This is a genomic window from Curtobacterium sp. MCPF17_018, assembly GCF_003234135.1.
Taxonomy (GTDB): Bacteria; Actinomycetota; Actinomycetes; order Actinomycetales; family Microbacteriaceae; genus Curtobacterium; species Curtobacterium flaccumfaciens.
In genome coordinates, this window is sequence record NZ_QKSJ01000001.1 from 361,278 (window position 1) to 378,939 (window position 17,662).

Annotated in this window: 13 protein-coding genes; 7 read left to right on the plus strand and 6 right to left on the minus strand. The window is 72.3% G+C overall.

Going from position 1 to position 17,662, the window contains the following annotated elements:
- Positions 1 to 5 precede the first annotated feature (5 nt).
- Positions 6 to 800, plus strand: a complete 795-nt coding sequence (locus DEJ27_RS01735) for an aminoglycoside 3'-phosphotransferase (protein ID WP_220035364.1) — start codon at positions 6 to 8, stop codon at positions 798 to 800.
- A 40-nt stretch (positions 801 to 840) separates the two neighbouring features.
- Here the strand turns inward: DEJ27_RS01735 and DEJ27_RS01740 are convergent, their stop codons facing one another.
- The 4 genes from DEJ27_RS01740 to DEJ27_RS01755 all read right to left on the minus strand — a co-directional run bounded on the left by DEJ27_RS01740 (position 841) and on the right by DEJ27_RS01755 (position 6,551).
- The gene (locus tag DEJ27_RS01740) at positions 841 to 1,428 is read right to left on the minus strand and encodes a hypothetical protein (RefSeq protein ID WP_146244628.1); all 588 of its coding nucleotides are present in this window, start codon (positions 1,426 to 1,428) and stop codon (positions 841 to 843) included.
- Between the two features lie 89 nt (positions 1,429 to 1,517).
- Entirely contained in the window at positions 1,518 to 3,332 is a 1,815-nt protein-coding gene (locus tag DEJ27_RS01745; RefSeq protein WP_111090184.1) for an alpha/beta hydrolase, read from the minus strand.
- Between the two features lie 139 nt (positions 3,333 to 3,471).
- Entirely contained in the window at positions 3,472 to 4,809 is a 1,338-nt protein-coding gene (locus DEJ27_RS01750) for a peptidoglycan DD-metalloendopeptidase family protein (RefSeq protein ID WP_110858773.1), read from the minus strand.
- 74 nt (positions 4,810 to 4,883) lie between these two features.
- Complete coding sequence (locus DEJ27_RS01755) at positions 4,884 to 6,551, minus strand: hypothetical protein (RefSeq protein ID WP_146244629.1); 1,668 nt, start codon at positions 6,549 to 6,551, stop codon at positions 4,884 to 4,886.
- 96 nt (positions 6,552 to 6,647) lie between these two features.
- Here DEJ27_RS01755 and pyrE point away from each other — a divergent pair, with 96 nt between their 5' ends.
- The 3 genes from pyrE (at position 6,648) to DEJ27_RS01775 (ending at position 10,281) form a co-directional block, all read left to right on the plus strand.
- Complete coding sequence (gene pyrE / locus DEJ27_RS01760) at positions 6,648 to 7,199, plus strand: orotate phosphoribosyltransferase (RefSeq protein WP_027464850.1); 552 nt, start codon at positions 6,648 to 6,650, stop codon at positions 7,197 to 7,199.
- Positions 7,196 to 9,526: a septum formation family protein gene (locus DEJ27_RS01765; protein WP_111090186.1), complete on the plus strand. Its 2,331-nt coding sequence runs from the start codon at positions 7,196 to 7,198 to the stop codon at positions 9,524 to 9,526. Before pyrE ends, DEJ27_RS01765 begins: the two co-directional genes overlap by 4 nt.
- A 110-nt stretch (positions 9,527 to 9,636) precedes the next feature.
- Positions 9,637 to 10,281, plus strand: a complete 645-nt coding sequence (locus DEJ27_RS01775) for a HEAT repeat domain-containing protein (RefSeq protein WP_111090187.1) — start codon at positions 9,637 to 9,639, stop codon at positions 10,279 to 10,281.
- A 430-nt stretch (positions 10,282 to 10,711) separates the two neighbouring features.
- Here the strand turns inward: DEJ27_RS01775 and DEJ27_RS01780 are convergent, their stop codons facing one another.
- Entirely contained in the window at positions 10,712 to 11,401 is a 690-nt protein-coding gene (locus tag DEJ27_RS01780) for a metal-dependent transcriptional regulator (RefSeq protein ID WP_111090188.1), read from the minus strand.
- A gap of 37 nt (positions 11,402 to 11,438) precedes the next feature.
- On the opposite strand from DEJ27_RS01780, the gene DEJ27_RS01785 reads away from it, so the two are divergent.
- Entirely contained in the window at positions 11,439 to 12,332 is an 894-nt protein-coding gene (locus DEJ27_RS01785; RefSeq protein ID WP_181430058.1) for a CPBP family intramembrane glutamic endopeptidase, read from the plus strand.
- Here the strand turns inward: DEJ27_RS01785 and DEJ27_RS01790 are convergent.
- Positions 12,329 to 13,126: an HAD-IIA family hydrolase gene (locus DEJ27_RS01790; RefSeq protein WP_027464991.1), complete on the minus strand. Its 798-nt coding sequence runs from the start codon at positions 13,124 to 13,126 to the stop codon at positions 12,329 to 12,331. The genes DEJ27_RS01785 and DEJ27_RS01790 overlap by 4 nt on opposite strands.
- Positions 13,127 to 13,306: 180 nt before the next feature.
- On the opposite strand from DEJ27_RS01790, the gene DEJ27_RS01795 reads away from it, so the two are divergent.
- Together DEJ27_RS01795 and DEJ27_RS01800 are read left to right on the plus strand one after the other, a co-directional pair.
- Positions 13,307 to 16,771 (plus strand): SdrD B-like domain-containing protein, encoded by a 3,465-nt coding sequence (locus DEJ27_RS01795; RefSeq protein ID WP_146244630.1) that lies wholly within the window; start codon positions 13,307 to 13,309, stop codon positions 16,769 to 16,771.
- 181 nt (positions 16,772 to 16,952) lie between these two features.
- Positions 16,953 to 17,651: a TetR/AcrR family transcriptional regulator gene (locus tag DEJ27_RS01800; protein ID WP_110858780.1), complete on the plus strand. Its 699-nt coding sequence runs from the start codon at positions 16,953 to 16,955 to the stop codon at positions 17,649 to 17,651.
- Positions 17,652 to 17,662: the final 11 nt, after the last annotated feature.

The following is a 17,662-nucleotide window of genomic DNA, read 5'->3' on the forward strand; positions in this document are numbered from 1 at the left end:
TCGCCGTGGTGCGCTCGATCGGTGGACTGCCCCGGCCGGGCGAGACGGTCCCGGTGCCGCGCGTCGTCACCGACGTCGCGCGAGGGCGTGAGGTCGCGCTCGTCTGGCGCAACCAGATCGGTGGGACGACGTTCCGTGTCGGACCGGACGCGCACGCCGAGGAGTTCGTGAAGGTGCTGCCGCACGCGTACGCGACGTGGATCAGCGGTGAGGCGGAACGGCTGACCTGGGCATCCCGGTACGCCCGGGTGCCGGAGGTGCTCGGCCGCGGCACCGACGACGGCGGCGTCTGGCTGCACACCCGTGCCGTGCCCGGGTGGAGCGCTGTCGACCCGCGCTGGCACGACGAACCCCGGACCGCTGTGGTCGCGGTGGGCGAGGGCCTGCGCGCGCTGCACGACACGTTGCCCGTCGACGACTGCCCGTTCACGTGGGCGACCGCGGACCGGCTCGATCGCGCGCGTGCAGCCGTCGCCGTCGCCGGCCGCGGACCGAGCGCGCTCGGTCCGGAGCCGCCGGCCGACCGCATCGTCGTCTGTCACGGTGACCCGTGCACGCCGAACACGTTGATCGGTGCGGACCGGCGGTGGAGCGGGCACGTCGACCTGGACGCGATGGGCGTCGCGGACCGCTGGGCCGACATCGCGGTGGCGACGATGGCCCTCGGCTGGAACTACGGACCCGGGTGGGAGCCGCTGTTCCACCGGGCGTACGGGCTGCCGGACGACCTGGAGCGCACCGCCTGGTACCGGGCGCTGTGGAACATCGACGTGGACGACGTCGGGAGTGTTCCGAGCTGATGGGGCTCGGTCTCCCTCTGCCGGTTCGGGTCGGGTCGGGTCAGATCTTGGGTGGGCTGACGATGGGGTCGTCCCATGCGGGGAACGGCGGGAAGACGCCCGGGAGCGAATGATCGGGGTAGGCCGCATCGTTCCGTCCTCCGACTGCTTCCGAGAGGGCGCTGGCGTCGTTGGTCCAGAAGAGTTCGCTGTAGACGGTGATGGGGTTGTCGCCGTTCTCCTGCGCGGCGTACTGGATCTGCCAGCCGTCGCCGGTGGTGGCCCAGACCTCCTGGTCGCCGGTGATGGTGCGGCGTTCGATGGTCCAGCCCTGGTCGGTGAACCAGTCGATCATCGGCTGCAGGTCGCGTTCCTGGTCAAGGGTGCCGGGCGGGGACCAGAGCCGGGTGGTGCTCATGTCGTAGCTGTTCTTCGTGTCGGACCCGGGCAGAGCTGCGACGCCGTCACCGCCGATCAATGGAACACGGTCGCCGCCACCCCACTCCCATTCGCCGTCGTGGACCTGGAGTTGCGCGGCTTTCAGGAGCCGCTGCATGTGCTCGTAGTGGTCGCGGTAGGCGTCGAACTCTTGGTGCAGGGACATTTCGGCGACGTCGTGCTGGGTGACGCCTGCTGCATCGGTGGGCATCTGGGTTCCTCCTCCCGCGCACCCCGACAGCAGCCCGAGCGTCAGGGCAGCGGTCGTGATGGCACGGAGCATCGGTCGCATGGTCTTCATCATGGCTTCCCCGTCGCGATGATCTTCGCGATGGTCTGTTGTGCGGTGGCAGCTCGGGACAGGTAGCCGACGCCGCTGTCCGGGAACATGTCGTGCCCGGTGACCGCGCTGCCGCCAGGGGACTCGTCAGCGCCGAACGTGTCGACGTCCGGAAGGTCGCGTGGATCGGTGCGTCCGATCCGGCCGAGGATCGCTGTGTGGTCAGCGGAACCCTCGGTCGCGTACACATGGTCCACGTTGAGGTGCTCGGGAGTCGTGGTGTCGGTGAACCCGACGGAGCCGTACGTGACGAGCGCGTCGACCCGGTACCGAGTCTGCGCGAGCGCTTCGGCCGCCGTGGTGGACCCGTAGGAGTGCCCGAGGACGGTCAGGGACTGCGGCGCGCTGCCCCGGCTGTCGTGGATGCCGTCGAGGAACGAGGCGAGGTTCGCCCCACCCGCGTGCGCGCGGTCCTGACCCGGGACCTCGATGACACCCGGGGCGCGGTAGCCGATCCACGACACGACCGCGAACGACTCTGCTCGTCGATGCTTCCACGCGGTGCCCAGAAGACCGTTGGCGGCGCGGACCTTCTCATCCATGCTGTCGAGGGGGGTCATCGCGCCGGGCACGTTGACCGTCACGTTGGACGCCGTGTCCAGATCGCCGAGCGCGACGGCGGCGACGAGAGACCCGCTCGAGACGCCGAACCCGACGAGCTGTGCGACGGCGCTCGAAGGGGCTCGGACATCTGCCGCCAAGCGATCGGCACGCTTGAGCCCGTCGCGGAGGCCGAAGACCTGCTTCCGGAACTCGTCGAGACTGACCGCACCGTAGGTGTACGGCAGCCCCATCAGCCGGTACAGCCGCTCTGGGTCTCGTACCGCGGCCGAGAGGACGGCCCTGGACGCGATGTCGCGCTGCGCTGCCGGGACGCCGTCAAGTCCTGCGAACTGCAGCTGCGTGGTCAGGGGCAACGCCCGGATGTCGGCGTCGGTGAAGCCGAGCGCGGCCCAGGCCGCTGCGACCTCAGCCGTGGTCAGGGACGGATCGAGCAGCCGCTGCAGCCCGGGTAGCAGTTTGGAGGTACCGGCGACGTCGAGCGCAGCGTTCGCGAGGGAACCGCCGCCCGCGGCGCTGAACGCGCCCGCGATCCGATCGATCCACGACGCGTCGTCGGCGTTCTCGGCAAGGTAGTCGGCGAAGCCACCTGGCAACGACGCCCCGTCGACCGGGACCCAGCTGCAACGATTGCGGAACACGGTCCACGCGTTGCGAACCCGCACGAGGTCTTGCTCCGTCGAGGAGTCCTGCACCCGGGCCACGGCAGCGAACTTCCGCAGCCGAGCGGGATCTGCCCCGCTCCGTCCTCCGGACCGGCCACCGGTGCGCTGCCGCGAGCACGCGCTGAACACCGCGGACACCGGAGAAGGTCGCTGCGGCGTGCCCGATGGTTCAGGGTCGAACACCGAGCTGCTCCAGTCGAGCACGGGTTGCGACGGGAGCCCGCCACCGGCGCGCACCAGGTCACGATCAGCTTCGCGCTGCCGCCACGCAGCGAGGTCGGCCAGGCGCTGCCGTTCCTCGTCCGCCTGCCGCTGGGCGATCCGCAGCTGGTCGGCCATCGCTTCGAGCGCCGTCACGAGCCGGATGCGGTCGGTCGACTCCGTCACCCGAGCTGTCTCGAACAGCCGCGCGTACGCACCGTCGAAGTCGTGCAGTGCGGCCTCGGCGTTGTTCCGCCGCGGCCCGGCGCTGGCACGCAGTGAGAGTGCCGCCTCGGCCGCGCAGTCGACCAACCGCGACGCCGCTGCGTCGTCGAACTCGATCCCCATCGTCCCCCCACCATCCGAACTGGCCGATGGGAGCAACGTAGCATTTCAGCGGTGCAGTATGAAATGACGGGCGTACGACTGTGGGGAACACCAAACCGCCGCCCACTGGGAGTGGACGGCGGTCTAGTGAACGAGCTGGCTAGAAGGCGACCCCGCGTGCACCCATGAAGGGCACCGGGTCGGTGGTGGCGCCGTTGAGGTGCACCTCGATGTGGCTGTGGCACCCGGTGGACTGGCCGGTCGACCCGACGAGTGCGATGAGCTGCCCCGCCGCGACTCGCTGGCCCTGGGCGACCCGGAAGCCACCGTTGACGATGTGCCCGTAGGCGGTCTGCACGCCGTTGCCGTGGCTGATCCGGACGTAGTTGCCGTACCCGCCGTACCAGCCGACGTAGTCGACGGTGCCGGCGGAGGCGGCGACGATCGGGGTGGAGCAGCCGCTGGCCAGGTCGACGCCGTCGTGCTTGATGACGGTGCCGTGGATCGGGTGCACGCGGTAGCCGTACGGGCTGATGACGTACCCGCTCGCGGGCCGGACCCAGCCGGTACCGGAACCGGACCCGACGGCGCCGCCGCCGCCCGAACCACTGCTGCCGGTCGACCCGCCGGCGGGAGCGCCGCCGCCGGAGTTCGCGGAGTCGGCACGAGCGGCAGCCGCTGCCCGGGCCAGGGCTTCGCGCGCGGCCTTGGCCTCGGCGGCCTTCCGCACCTTCTCGCCCTGCGCGAACTCGGCCTCCGTCCGGACGCGGCCGGAGGTCAGGGTCGCCAGCTGGGCGTCGAGTCGGGCCTTGTTGGACTGCTGCTCGTCGTAGGCGGCCTGCACGGTGTCGGACGCCGCCTGGGCTTCCTGCATGCGTGCCTCGGCCTTGGCTGCCAGACCCTTGAGCTCTTCTGCGGCACGGTCGGCCTGGGCTTCGAGCGAGCGGGCGACACCCGCGTCGATGCTCGCGGCGGCCTGCACTCGTTCGGCCTGCTCGGAGAGCTTGCTCAGGGCACCGAGGTCGTAGAGGAGATCGCGGGCATCGGCGCCCTGCGTGAGGACGGAGGTGGTGACGTCCGCACCGCCGGAGCGGGACATCTGCGCGGCGAACTGACCGGCCTGCGCGGCGCTCTGCTCGGCGACCTTCGCGTGTTCCTCGGCGTCGGCGCGGAGCTGCTGTTCCTTCTCAGCGGCTTCCTGTGCGTCGGCCTGGGCGTCGAAGAAGACCTGCCCGAGCTTCTTGGCCTTGGCCTCGGCCGCCGCGACCTTGGCGTTCAGGTCGCTGATGATGCCCTTGATCTCGGTGATCTGCCCCTGCTTCGCGGATTCCTTGCCACGGGCGGACTCCACTTCGTCCCACGTGGGGTAGGTCACCGCCTGGGCAGCCGGAGCATCGGCGATGACCGTGCCGACGAGGCCCGCGAGCGCCAGGCCGGTGACGGCGAGGCGCAGGCGCACGGGGACACGGTGGGCGCGGGGGCTGGTGGGGCGAGACATCGAGGACGAGCCTATACATCCGTACAGCGAGCATCGGACGGCAACGCGCCGCTGTGGACAACTTCAGCAGTGGATCAGAAGCCGCGGTCGCGTCGGATGACGGCGGCGCTCCCGACGACGTCGCGCCGCAGGATCGCCTGCCCGGCGGTGCCGGCGTAGTCGTAGACGTCGAACCCGGTGCAGTGGGTGATCGTCGCCGGCGGCCCGAGGGAGTCCTCGACCGCGGTGGTCCAGAGGTCGTGCGACCCGACCACCACGAAGCTCGGGTCGGCGTCGCGGTAGGCCCCGAGGTCGACGAGCCAGGGGTAGGTCTCGAAGGTGTCCCGGACCTGCAGCAGCCCGACGTTCGTCGACGCGTAGGTGGCGAGGGGCCGGACCGTCCAGAACTGCCCGACGCCGGTGACCTGGCGGCCGTCGGCCCAGCGGTCCAGGCACGCCGCCGCCGGGTACCGCGCGGTCGCCACGGCGTGGGCGGTCCCGGGGGCCACGGCGATCCCGGTCGCGAGCACGGCGGCCATCGCGACCGCCACCCCCGCCCGGACCCCGCGGTGCGGGCGGTGCACGCGGGTGCGGCGGACCGCGGTGCGGGTGAGCTCGGCCACGGCGACGAGCGCGAGCAGCGGTGCGGTCACGATCGGCTGCAGGTAGCGCGGGGTCTCGGACCCGGCGACGACGACCCCGACGGACACAGCGACGACGGTCACCAGGGGCAGCAGTGTCGCGACCAGCACGGTGCGTGCGGTGCGGACCCGCCAGGCCCAGACCGTGCCCCCGACGGTGACGAGCACCCCGGCGAACAGCAGCAGGAGCCCGAGGTCGCCCGGAGCCGTGCCCGCCCGGTCGTCGGTCAGCGCCGCGAAGAACCGCAGGGTCTCCCCGGCCCGGGACGGCTGCACGTACGTCGCCGGGTCGAGGGAGACGAACGGCCGCAGCGGGATCCGCACCAGGTACCCGACGACCGATCCGACCGTGACGGCACCGGCGAGCAGCGCGGCCGGACGCCACGGCACCCGGCGCGCCAGCACCAGGAGCCCGAGGGTGACGACGACGGGAGCGGCGGACCAGGGTACGTACAGCGGGTTCGACGCGGTCGTGCACGCCGCGACGAGTCCGAGCACCACGAGCAGGGGCACCGACGCCCGGCCGAGGCGCACCGCCCGCAGCACGAGCACCGCGGTGCCGAGCATCGCCAGCACGGCGCCGTAGTAGTAGGTCGTCGTGAGCAGCAGGGATGCCAGCTCGAGCGAGGTGGCCGTCGCCGACGACTCGGTGAGCACGAGCAGCGTGACCAGACCGAGCGCCCCGGCCGACACCGCGATCCGGGCGGGGCGCCCGGCGGACGGCATCAGCTCGTTCGCTGCCGCCCGCACCAGGGCGTAGACGGCGAGGAGCACGAGCACCCCGTTCAGTGCCAGGGCCTGCTGCGGTGTGGCGGTCACCAGCGAGCAGGACAGGTACACGGGCAGCTCGGGGAAGAAGAACAGCGCGGGCGACATGGCCCACTCGAACGGCTGGCCGGCCTGCAGGGAGCGCTGGACGAGCGGCAGCAACACCGAGTCGCCGTCGTACCAGAGCAACGCGACCCGCTCCGTCGCGATGACGTGGCGCAGGGCGATGACGGCCAGGGCCAGCGCGACCAGGCCGCCCAGGGCCTCCCGTCCGATCGTGACGGCCACCTCGCCGGGCCGGCGGCCGCCGGACGGAGCCGGCTCCACGGCGGGGCGACGCGGTGCTCGGGACATGCCCCGGAGCGTACCGAGGCCGCCTCGGTGCCGGCACCCCGCGGCCCACAGGCTGGGGGAGCGCGTTGCGGGCCCGACCGACTACCCTTGTGGGCTGTGACCGACGCGCGCGAACAGTTGATCCAGTACATCTCCTCCGAAGCGGTGTTCCACGGCGACTTCACCCTGACCAGCGGGAAGAAGGCGACGTACTACATCGACCTGCGGAAGGTCAGCCTGGACCACCGCGTCGCGCCGCTGATCGGCCAGGTCATGACCGAGCTCGTGCAGCAGGTGCCGGACGTCTCCGCCGTCGGGGGCCTCACCATGGGCGCCGACCCCATCGCCAGCGCCGTCCTGCACCAGGCCGCCGCCCAGGGGCTGACCTACGACGCCTTCGTCGTCCGCAAGGAGCCGAAGGACCACGGCCGCGGTAAGCAGGTCGAGGGACCGGACCTCAAGGGCAAGCGCGTCGTCGTGCTCGAGGACACCTCCACCACCGGCGGCTCGCCGCTCAAGGCGGCCGAGGCGCTCGAGCGCGAGGGCGCGATCGTCGCCGCCGTCGCGGTCGTCGTCGACCGGGACACCGGTGCCAAGGAGACGATCGAGGCGGCCGGCTACCCGTACTTCGCGGCCATCGGGTTGGCTGATCTGGGGCTGACCGCGTGACCGAGGAGCGTCCGGACGACGCGCGCGAACCCGACGGCACCGTCGGCCCGGCAGACGGGGACGACGGCCTGGAGGCTCGGCGCGCGTCCGGCTCGGACGCTCCGTTCCACGGTCTCCGCAGCGCTGCGGACATCTTCGGTGCTCCGCGCGGCGAGGAGGACTGGCCGTCGCGACGGGAGCGCCGCGAGGCCGAGCGCACCGCCCGCGAGACGGGCGCGCCGCTGCCGGAGCCGTTCGTGGCCGATGGCGAGGCGGAGGCTGCTGAGACTCCTGCTCCTGCTGCTCCTGCCGCGCCTGAGCCTGCTGCTCCGGCGCTCGACGACGGCGCGACCCAGGCCATCTCGATGCCGCCCGAGCTGCTCGCACCCTCCGAGAACCCCGACGCCGTCGTCGAGCACGAACGCTCCACACTGCACGACCGGATCCCCGCCGCCGCCGACACCCCGCCGGACTCCACCGCGCCGCACCCGTCGTCGATCGTGCTGCCGACGGCACAGACGCACCGGGACGAACGTGCCGCCGCGTCGAAGGCCATCGAGGACGAGCGTCGCCGCGTCGACCCGTTCGGCGAGGGTCGCGCCGACGTCGACTGGCTCGGCCGCGCGACCGGGAACCACCCGGAGCCCGTGGCTCCCGCTGCACCGCAGCCCCTCGGCGTCGAGAACGTGCTGCCCCCGACCGAGGAACCGCCGACCTTCACCGACCTGCTGCGCATCACCAGCACCGGGCCGGTCCCCACGCAGACCGGCGCGCACGACCGGCCGTTCGACTGGGCGATCGGTGACGACGAGCCCGGCGAGGTCCCGGCGACGCTGACCACTGACTCGTTCGACACCACCGCGCTCTCCGCCGGGTCCTGGTCGCTCGCCGACGAGCTGGACGACGAGGACGAGGTCGTCGCCGGCGAGGTCGACACCCCGGCCTCCGGGCTGCCGCAGGCGCCGCGGACCTACCCGGTGCCACCGGCGGTCCCCGTGCCGCCGGCGGTGCCCCTGGCGGTCCCGGCCGCGCCCCTGTCGGACACGGCTGCTCCGGCTGCCGTCCCCGATGCGGCTGCCGCTGCCGCTGCCGCTGGTACTGCCGCGGCCGCTGGTGCTGCCGCTGGTGCTCCGTCGGAGGCGACCGAGGCCGTGGACGCACCCCGTCAGCCCGCCGGGGACGACGTGCCGGACGCGACCGAGGGCCTCCAGGCCGATGCCCCGACCACCGCGATGCCGGCTGCCGGGACGCCCTGGTGGTCCGAGCCCGACGCGACCGTGCCGCCGACCGCCGTACCGCCGCTCGTCGAACCCACCGGAGCACAGGAGTACCCGGCGCACCTGCCGCCGTCGGTGGGGCAGGACCTCGACGCCGTTCTGGGGTTGCGTGGGAACGACACCGGTCCGCAGCCGGAGTCCCTGCCCGCCGCGGCGCCGGACGACCTGGACCAGTCCGAGTGGGACGGCCGCGAGACCAGCGACACGAGCGCCATCAAGGACCTGTTCGGCACCGAGGCGGTCGGGCAGCTCGGCGGCACCGGCTACGACCCCGAGGACACCGGGACGCGGATGATGCCGGCGGCGGCGGCGGCGGCCGTGCCCGCGGCTGCTGCCGCTCCAGCTGCTGCCCCCGCGTCCGCTGCTGCCGGACGGCCTGCCGGCGGTCCGGACCGGCGGTCCGGCGAACGCGACAACTTCATCAACGAGGGTTTCGCGCGGCTGCGGAACGAGGGCAAGCGCGGCAAGCAGCTGCTGATCTACGGGTCGATCGCGCTGATCCTCGTGCTCATCGTGCTGGTGTTCCTGCTGTCGAAGTGGATCCTCGGCAACAACATCGCCGACCAGGCCGTGCCGACGAAGTCGCCGGTGGCTGCCTCGTCGGCGCCGGCGACACCGAGCGCTGCGCCGTCGGCGTCTGCCTCGCAGCCGAGTGACCCCGCAGCACCGGCCGCAACCCTGCAGTTCGCCACGACGCCGGCGTTGCCCGGCGAGCACCCGTGGACCGACCTGGCCGGCGGGGAGTGCCTGTCGCCGTTCACGAACGCGTGGTCGCAGACCTTCACGGTGGTGGACTGCGCGACGCCGCACATCGGGCAGCTGACCGCACGACTCGCGGTCGAGGGTGACACCTACCCGGGTACCGAGGCCCTTGCGACCCGGGCCGCCGACCAGTGCCAGTCCGACGCGGCGCTGAACGCCTCGGCCGCCGCCGCCGTGGGCGACGTGCAGGTGCAGGGTTCCTACGCGCCGGACCAGGCGACGTGGGACCAGGGTGACCGGTTCATCTCGTGCTTCGTGACGCGGTCGTCGGGGCAGCCGCTGACCGGGTCGCTGGCGCCGGGGGCGTAGGCGCGCCCGCACCCTTCTTGCGACGATCCACCCCGTGATCGACGGGTGGTGTGTCGGAACATGCACGCGCATGGCAAGGGCGCGCGCGGCGTCAGGTGTTCGATGGAGGGATGACCACGCTCACCGATGCGCTCGCCGACCCGCGATCCTCCGCCCGGCTGCAGGCCGTGATGGCCGCGGGGACCACCCCGGACCCCGCGGACCTCGAGGTGCTCGTCGCGCAGTGCGCCGTCGAGCCGGACTTCTTCGTCCGCGACATGCTGACGTGGGCACTCACCCGGCACCCCGCCGAGGATGTCGTGGCCCGCGTGCTGCCCGAGCTCGAGCGCCCCGAGCCGCAGGCCCGCAGCCAGGCGCTCCACACCCTGTCGAAGATCGGTGACCCGCACGCGTGGCCCGCGGTGCGCCCACTGCTCGAGGACCACGACGACGAGGTGCTCCGCGCGGCCTGGCGGACGGCCGTCGCACTGGTGCCGGACGACGAGCGGGCGTCGCTCGCGCGGATCCTCGCGGTGCAGCTCGGCATCGGCGACCGCGAGCGTCGGCTCAGCCTGTCGCGTGCCCTGGTGGGACTCGGCGAGGACGCCGTCGGACCCCTCCTCGTCACGGCCGCCGACCGGGGGACCGACGTCGTCCGGGAGCACGTGCGCGAGACCGAACGACTGCTGCACGACCCGGACGCCGCATCCGCACTCGCCCTCGAACGGGCCCGGCGCGAGGTCGCCCTCGGCCGGACGCGCTCCGTCAAGGGCTAGGGCCGGCGGGCGCGCCTGGCCGGGAGCGCCGGGTGGTCGCGAAGCGTCACCGTCGCGGTCGTGGGGCGGCCGCGTCGCGCGGTTACGAACCCCGTGCGCCGGGTGCCGAGTGGGCGCGAACCGTCGGCTGCGGGGCTTCCGGGCGACGGAGCGTGACCGGTCGGCAGAGGTGAGCGGGGTGTCGTGACCGGTGAGGGCGCCGGACGGGAGGCGCGTGGCGGCGGTGCGCCGGGCCTCCCGTCCGACGCCACGCGCGTTCGCGGCCCGCGGTGCGGTCACGACCCCCCGTGCGCTGGGCGCCGAGTGGTCACGAACCGTCGCCTGCGAGGCTCCCAGACGACAGTTCTTGACCGCTCGGCGGATGTGAGCGGGGTGTCTCGACCGGCCGGCCAACGCGTGCGTGCCGTCCGCCGCCACGCGCGCAGCGCGGTCAGTCGCCGTCGGGCGCGAGCCAGATGGACGACGCCGCCGCGGCAGGCAGGTCGACGAGGGACTCCGAGCCGTCGGTCGACCGCCGCGACACCGCGATGACGCCGGCGTAGTCCCGCACCCGCTCGACCCGAAGGTGCGTGCCCAGCCCCACCCCGAGCTCGTCGAAGTACCGCAGCAGCGAGGGGTCGTCGTCCGAGACACGGTCGACGGTGCCGCAGGCTCCCGGCTCGATCGCGCCGAGGAGGGTGCCGGGGGAGTCCGGCACGATGCCGTCCGCGCCGGGGATCGGGTCGCCGTGGGGGTCGTGCGTCGGGTGGCCGAGGTCGGCGTCGACCCGGTCGAGGAACTGCTCCGACACGGCGTGCTCCAGGGCCTCGGCCTCGGTGTGGACCTCGTCCCACGAGTAGCCGAGCCGCTCCACCAGGAACGTCTCGATCAGCCGGTGCCGCCGGACCATCGCCACCGCGACCTGCTGCCCGAGCGGGGTGAGCACGACGCCGTAGTACGGGGTGTGCTCGATCAGGCCGTCGCGGTCGAGCTTCTTGAGGTTGCCCGACACCGTCGACGCCGACACCTTCAGGGACGCCGCGATGTCCCGCGTCGCCAAGCCGGGTCCGCCGCGCTCGCTGGCCTTCCAGATGAGCTTGACGTAGTCCTCTGCCATGGTGGACAGGGAGGGCAGGCGCATACCGCCAATCGTACGTCCCGCCTGGTACAACCAGCAGATGACCACCGCCGCGCCCGTCCGAGCCCCCCGCCGTCGCTGGCCGGTGCCGCCGTCGCTGCTGCTCGGGCTCGCGCCGATCGTGGTCTTCGCGGCGATCAGCGCCTGGCGGTCACGGCCGAGCGACGACTACGCGACCCTCGGGCAGACGGTCGACAGCGTCGTGCACGCCCTCGTGATCCCCGAGGGCATCGCCGTCGCGGCACTCGCCCTGTTCGTCACGGCGCTCGGCTGGTGGCGGATCGCCACGATCGACCCGGTCCGGACACGGCTGCGGTGGACGATGCTCGCGCCGATCCTCGTGCTGGTGGTGTGCGTCGTCCGGTTGCCCCTGATCGACTGGACGGCACTGCCCGCGCACTACTTCCTGCTGCTCGCCGTCGGGGTGCTGTTCGTCGGGGTCTTCGAGGAGCTGATGTCCCGCGGCACCCTGCTCGTGGGGCTGCGGCGGCGCCTGCCGGAGACGGGGGTGTGGGCCCTGTCGTGCGCGCTGTTCGGACTGCTGCACCTGCTCAACGCGCTCGCCGGCGCCGGCATCGGGCCGACGCTGGTCCAGGTCGTGTTCGCCGCGTCGTTCGGGTCGACGCTGTACGTCGCGCGTCGGCTGACCGGGTCGCTGCTCGCTCCGGTGCTGCTGCACGCCTTCTGGGACTTCGGGTCGATCGGGTTCTCGGCGACCGCGGACACGGGCGACTTCGGGAAGCTGACCCTGCTCGGTCTGATCGGGCTGTTCTCGTTCGGCGTGCTCGCGTTCGGCATCGTGGCCGGCGGGATCATCGCCTGGTACGACGACCGGCCCCGTCGGCTCGCGAAGCGGTGGCGGACGGTGCCGCCGATGGCGGCCTTCGCCCTGGAGGCCCGTGGGGCGTCCCACGGACCGGCTGCGACCGGCTAGAGCTCGACTTCGAACGGCTCGGTGCGCACGAGCTCGTGCACGCCGGAGATGACCTCGCTCGGGCGGAACGGGTACCGGTCGATCTCCGCCTGGTCGCTGATGCCCGTCATCACGAGCACGGTGTGCAGCCCCGCCTCGATGCCGGCCTGCACGTCGGTGTCCATGCGGTCGCCGATCATGCCGGTGTTCTCGGAGTGCGCCCCGATCCGGTTCATCGCGGAGCGGAACATCATCGGGTTCGGCTTGCCCACGACGTAGGGCTGCTTGCCGGTGGCCTTCTCGATCATCGCCGCGATGGCGCCGGTCGCCGGCAGGACCCCCTCGGCGCTCGGGCCGGTGGCGTCGGGGTTCGTCACGATGAACCGGGCGCCGGCGCGGATGAGCCGGACGGCCTTGGTGATCGCCTCGAACGAGTAGTTGCGGGTCTCACCGACGACGACGTAGTCGGGAGCGGTCTCGGTCATGATGAACCCGGCCTCGTGCAGGGCGGTCGTCATGCCGGCCTCGCCGATGACGAACGCCGAGCCGCCGGGCATCTGCGACTTGCAGAAGTCGGCCGTCGCGAGCGCACTCGTCCAGATCCGCTCCTCGGGCACGTGCAGGCCCGAGCCCCGGAGCCGGGCGCTGAGGTCGCGCGGCGTGAAGATCGAGTTGTTCGTCAGCACGAGGAACTCGGTGCCGTCGTCGAGCCACTGCTGGATGAGCTCCGGGGCGCCCGGGAGTGCCTGGTTCTCGTGGACGAGCACGCCGTCCATGTCGGTCAGCCAGCACTCGACGTCGTCTCGGGTCGCCATGGCCCTCACCCTACTGCGCAGGGGGTCGAGCCCGCCGTCTCCGTGCTCGGCGAACACGATCCGCGATATGCAGAACATGAATGATCGATGTGGAATGCGATGCGTGCGTACGCTGCTCGTCGGGGCGGTCCTCGCTCCGACGATCTGCGGGACATCAGCCTCGCGAGAACAAGGAGACCCATGCGATCCCGAAGTAGAGCGCGCGTCGCCGTGTCGACGCTGGCCACCGCTGGCGTCGTCCTCGGCCTTGCCCTGCCGACCGCCCCGGCGGTGGCGAGCGAGCCGGAAGGACCCGGTGGCACCGCATCCGCCGCGACGCAGAGCACGGTCGACGTCGCGATCGACGTCACGAAGGACGGCAACGGCCCCTTCACCCCGACGGACGGCGCTGGTGGTGACGCAAGCGAGGAGAACGGCATCGTCCGCACGATGGACGCGATCACGTACCGCGTCTCCCTCAACTCGAACGACGGCACCAGCACGAACGAACGCTTCAGCGTGACCGCCCCCGCCGGCACGTCGTGGGCAGGGGTCCCGACCATCTGCGTCGGCCCCGGCTCGGCGGTCTCGGGCGCCGTGCTGACCTGCAACATCGGCACGCTCCGAGAAGGCCGGACGGTCTCCGTGCCGATCGTCCTCGACGTCTCCGCCGACCTGGAGAACGGCGACACGATCGCCGTCCCGGTGACCGCGACGGCGGACGAGGCCGAGAACGGAACCGCCACCGCGGTCGCCGAGGCCGTCACGGTCTCCGCAGCCGCGCGCTACAACCTGAGCAAGAACGTCCACGCGTCGTCGCTCCGGACCGACGTCACCGGTCCGGACGGAACGACGAAGGGGCTGCAGCTGATCTACCCGATCGCCGTGGACTGGCAGCCGCTCGTGCCCGGACAGGGCCTCCTCGGGTTCGAGAAGAGCACCGGCCCGATGACGTTCACGGACGACCTCTCCCAGATCCTCGGTGCCGTGCCCTCCGATGCGGTCCTGTGGAACGGTGGCAACCCCGTCTGCGGCCCCAACGACATGGGCGACTGGCGGATGGGAGGCCTGCCCGGCGGCAGCGGCGGCGGCGAGCAAGCGGTCACGGACTCCGGGGAGTTCTCGTGCGAACAGGCGGCCCCCGGTCAGGGCGTGGACGTCACGATCACCGGGACGGTCACCGACCCCGACCACGTCCCCTCGAGGAGCCTCACGAACGGGCCGATCGCCGGCGGCGCCAAGCCCTACTTCGTGAGCGGCTACATCAGCCTCTGGATGCCCAACCCTCCGACCGGGACCTCGGTGGAGTCGGTCAACACGTTCACGCCGCTGCAGACCACGTCCGTCAGCGGAGCGCCGAACTTCCCCGGCGGCACGGAACCCACGGGTGACAACTCCGCCGAGCGCAACGTCCTCGAGTACGCAGACGGCTCCGCGCAGAAGCGGCTCTTCCGGGTCATCGGCGACGGTCGCGCCGTCGAGCGGGGCTCTGCTCGCGACGGCGACCCGTGGGCCACCCCGGGCACGCTGCTCCGGAGCGACGTCAGCGCCTCCAACAAGGGGCTGACGTCGTTCGACGGCGCCGTCCTCTGCGACACCTTCGACCGCGACACGCAGCACGTCACCCGCGTCGGCGACGGCAGGGTCGCGGCGTGGACCAGCGGCATGCGCAGCGCGAAGGTGCAGTACGCCGCGTACGACATGACCTCACCGTCCGCGGGGCAGAAGGCGACCTGTGACGACGAGGACGGCCCCTGGTACGACCGGCCGGAAGACGTCCCCGGTGGCATCGATGCCGTCGGAGCGGTCCGCGCGACCGGTGACGTCCCCGGTGGCAGTGACGGCACGCTCTACAGCTACCTCACCACCCAGGACGCCGCCGACGGCACACGGGCCCACGACTTCGGTCACGCGTGGTTCGGCGACCGCTCAGAACGCTGGGCGCACGACATCTGGTCCGACGCGGACCTCGGTGCCGGTCCCCTGTCCGACAGCGTCATCCTCACCGAGAACCTCGCCCGGATCCAGAAGAAGATCGTCGACCCCGGCCACGACGCGGACGACACCCCCGACGCGACCACCTTCACCGTCGCGGGCGACACCATCGACTACGCCCTGTACCCGTCACTCACGAACGGCAACACCACGGGGAAGGAAGCCTCCGTGACGGTGCGCGACGTGCTGCCGAACCACGTGACCTACGTCGCTGGCAGTGCATCCGAGGTGCCGGAGATCGACACCACGAAGGACGACGACGGCAACGACGTCCAGCGTCTCACCTGGACGACAGTGGTCCGTCCGAACGAGGCGATCGATCCGATCACGTACACCGCCGCGGTCTCGAAGCTCGCCCCGGCGGGCGCGATCACCAACGTGACGGACATCGCCTCGCCGACGGACAGGTCGCCGCAGGCCTTCCGCAACGCCCAGCGCGCCGTCCAGGTCGTCGCCACCGGCGGGGTCGGCATCGAGAAGACCGCCGTCGAACCGGTCGTCGTCTCGGGGGACCAGCTGGAGTGGGACCTCGGGTACACGAACATCGACACAACCCCGATCGACGGCCTGGACGTCATCGACGTCCTTCCGTACCGGGGCGACACCCGCAACTCCACCTTCCACGGCACGGTCGGACTCGCCGAGCCCATCGCGGTCGCCGCCGCCGCCGGTGAGCGCGTCCGCTACACGAACCGCGACCCGCGCGACGTCGTGCTCGACGCCGCTGACCCGTCGAACCAGGGCGGTGGCGCCACCACCTGGTGCTCGGCGTCGGCGTTCGGCGCCGAGGGATGCCCGGCCGGGCTCGCGGACGTCACGGCTGCGCGCATCCTGCGGACCGCCCCCGTGGCAGTGGGCGAGACCGTCACGCACCGGGTCGTGGTCGCGACGGCGGGCCAGCGCGACGGTGACACGTACACGAACCGGTTCGGCCTCCGCGCCTCGAACCTCGCTCTCCCGGTCCAGTCCAACCCGGCGACGGTCACCGTCGTCTCCGGTTCGATCGGGGACTTCGTGTGGTCCGACGAGAACGGCGACGGTCTGCAGGACGACGACGAAGCCGGCATCGCGCACGTCTCGGTCCGCCTCACCGGCTCGGACGACCGCGGCGACGCCGTGCGCCGGACCACCACCACGAACGGCGACGGCGAGTACACCTTCGACGACCTGCGCCCCGGCAGCTACACCGTGCACTGGACGGCTCCGGTCGGTCGGGAGTTCACGAAGGAGCTCGTCGGCGACGACCGCGCGATCGACTCCGACGCCGACGCCTCCGGCGCGGCCGGCGCCGTCGAACTCGCCGCGATCCGTTCCGACGAGGGCCAGCTCGAGCACATCGAACAGGACCGCACCGTCGACGCGGGGCTCCTGCCCGCAGCGGAGACACCGACCGGACCGCCGGTGACGCCCGGTGGTCCGGAAGCGCCCGGCACGCCCGGACATCCCGGGAACGCCGGGAGCACCGGGTCTTCGGGAACACCCGGCACCCACGACGACGCGGAGGCGTCGGCGGGTACGGGCGAAGGATCCCGCGATCCGGCAGACGGCGGACTGGCGTTCACCGGAGCTGACGGACTCGGACCGGTGGTGGTGACGGCGGTGCTGCTCCTGGCCCTGGGCGGCCTCCTCGTCGCGCGCAGGCGTCGCACCCGCGGATCGAGCCAGCGCTGAGCCGTGGGGCCGCGGCGAGGCGGTCGTCGCGGCCCCACTGACGGTCCGCTCAGAAAGGGCCGGGAGGCCCGGAGCGGCTCTTGCGCGCTGCTGGCAGACCCGAGATGGTCGAGACACCGAACTGCGCTCGGCTTTTGCCCTACGCTTTTCGGGACACGTACCGAATCAAGGAGGCCCCCTCGTGCTCGTCGAACCCGGAACCCCGTCCGCCGCGCCCCGACCCACCCCGGTGTCGGAGACGGAGCTCGAGGTGACCCCGCGCCGACGCCGAGGCCGCCCGAACGTGCTGTCCCGCGAGCAGGTGGTCGACGCCGCCACGACCATCGCGAACGAGGACGGCCTGGACCGCCTGTCCTTCCGGGCCCTCGGCGTGCGGCTCGGGGTCGCCCCGATGACCGTGCACCGGACCATCGGCGGCCTGGACGACCTGCACGCCGAACTCGTCCGCCGCACCGTCGACGAGTTCACCGCCACCTTCGTCTGGCCGGACGAGTGGCACGCCGTCGTCCGCACCTTCGCCACGACGTTCCGCGACCTGATGCGCACCCACCCGCTCGTGCTCGAGTCGCACAGCCAGCGCGCCCCGCTCGCCTCGACCGAGTCCGACGCCGTCGTGGCGAAGGTCGTCGGTGCCCTGCAGGACGCCGGACTCCCGCCGGCCGAGGCGATGTACACCTTCTTCATCGTCTACGACTTCGTGGTCGGGCACGCCGGGGTGCAGGTCGGACGCGGGGACTCCGAGGCCGGACGCCCCGAGCGGCACCGGCTGGTGGGCGAGATCCTCGGCGAGCACTCCTACGACGACCGGTTCGCACTCGGCCTCGACATCCTGATCGCCGGCATCGAGACGCGCATCGACCGCGGGACCCGTACCGCCTGAGCCCCCGGCGC

Coding starts and splice junctions, on each gene's coding strand:
- DEJ27_RS01740 (WP_146244628.1), bottom strand. CDS start 1,428: ATGCCCACCGATGCAGCAGGCGTCACCCAGCACGACGTCGCCGAAATG.
- DEJ27_RS01745 (WP_111090184.1), bottom strand. CDS start 3,332: ATGGGGATCGAGTTCGACGACGCAGCGGCGTCGCGGTTGGTCGACTGC.
- DEJ27_RS01750 (WP_110858773.1), bottom strand. CDS start 4,809: ATGTCTCGCCCCACCAGCCCCCGCGCCCACCGTGTCCCCGTGCGCCTG.
- DEJ27_RS01755 (WP_146244629.1), bottom strand. CDS start 6,551: ATGTCCCGAGCACCGCGTCGCCCCGCCGTGGAGCCGGCTCCGTCCGGC.
- DEJ27_RS01775 (WP_111090187.1), top strand. CDS start 9,637: ATGACCACGCTCACCGATGCGCTCGCCGACCCGCGATCCTCCGCCCGG.
- DEJ27_RS01780 (WP_111090188.1), bottom strand. CDS start 11,401: ATGCGCCTGCCCTCCCTGTCCACCATGGCAGAGGACTACGTCAAGCTC.
- DEJ27_RS01785 (WP_181430058.1), top strand. CDS start 11,439: ATGACCACCGCCGCGCCCGTCCGAGCCCCCCGCCGTCGCTGGCCGGTG.
- DEJ27_RS01790 (WP_027464991.1), bottom strand. CDS start 13,126: ATGGCGACCCGAGACGACGTCGAGTGCTGGCTGACCGACATGGACGGC.
- DEJ27_RS01795 (WP_146244630.1), top strand. CDS start 13,307: ATGCGATCCCGAAGTAGAGCGCGCGTCGCCGTGTCGACGCTGGCCACC.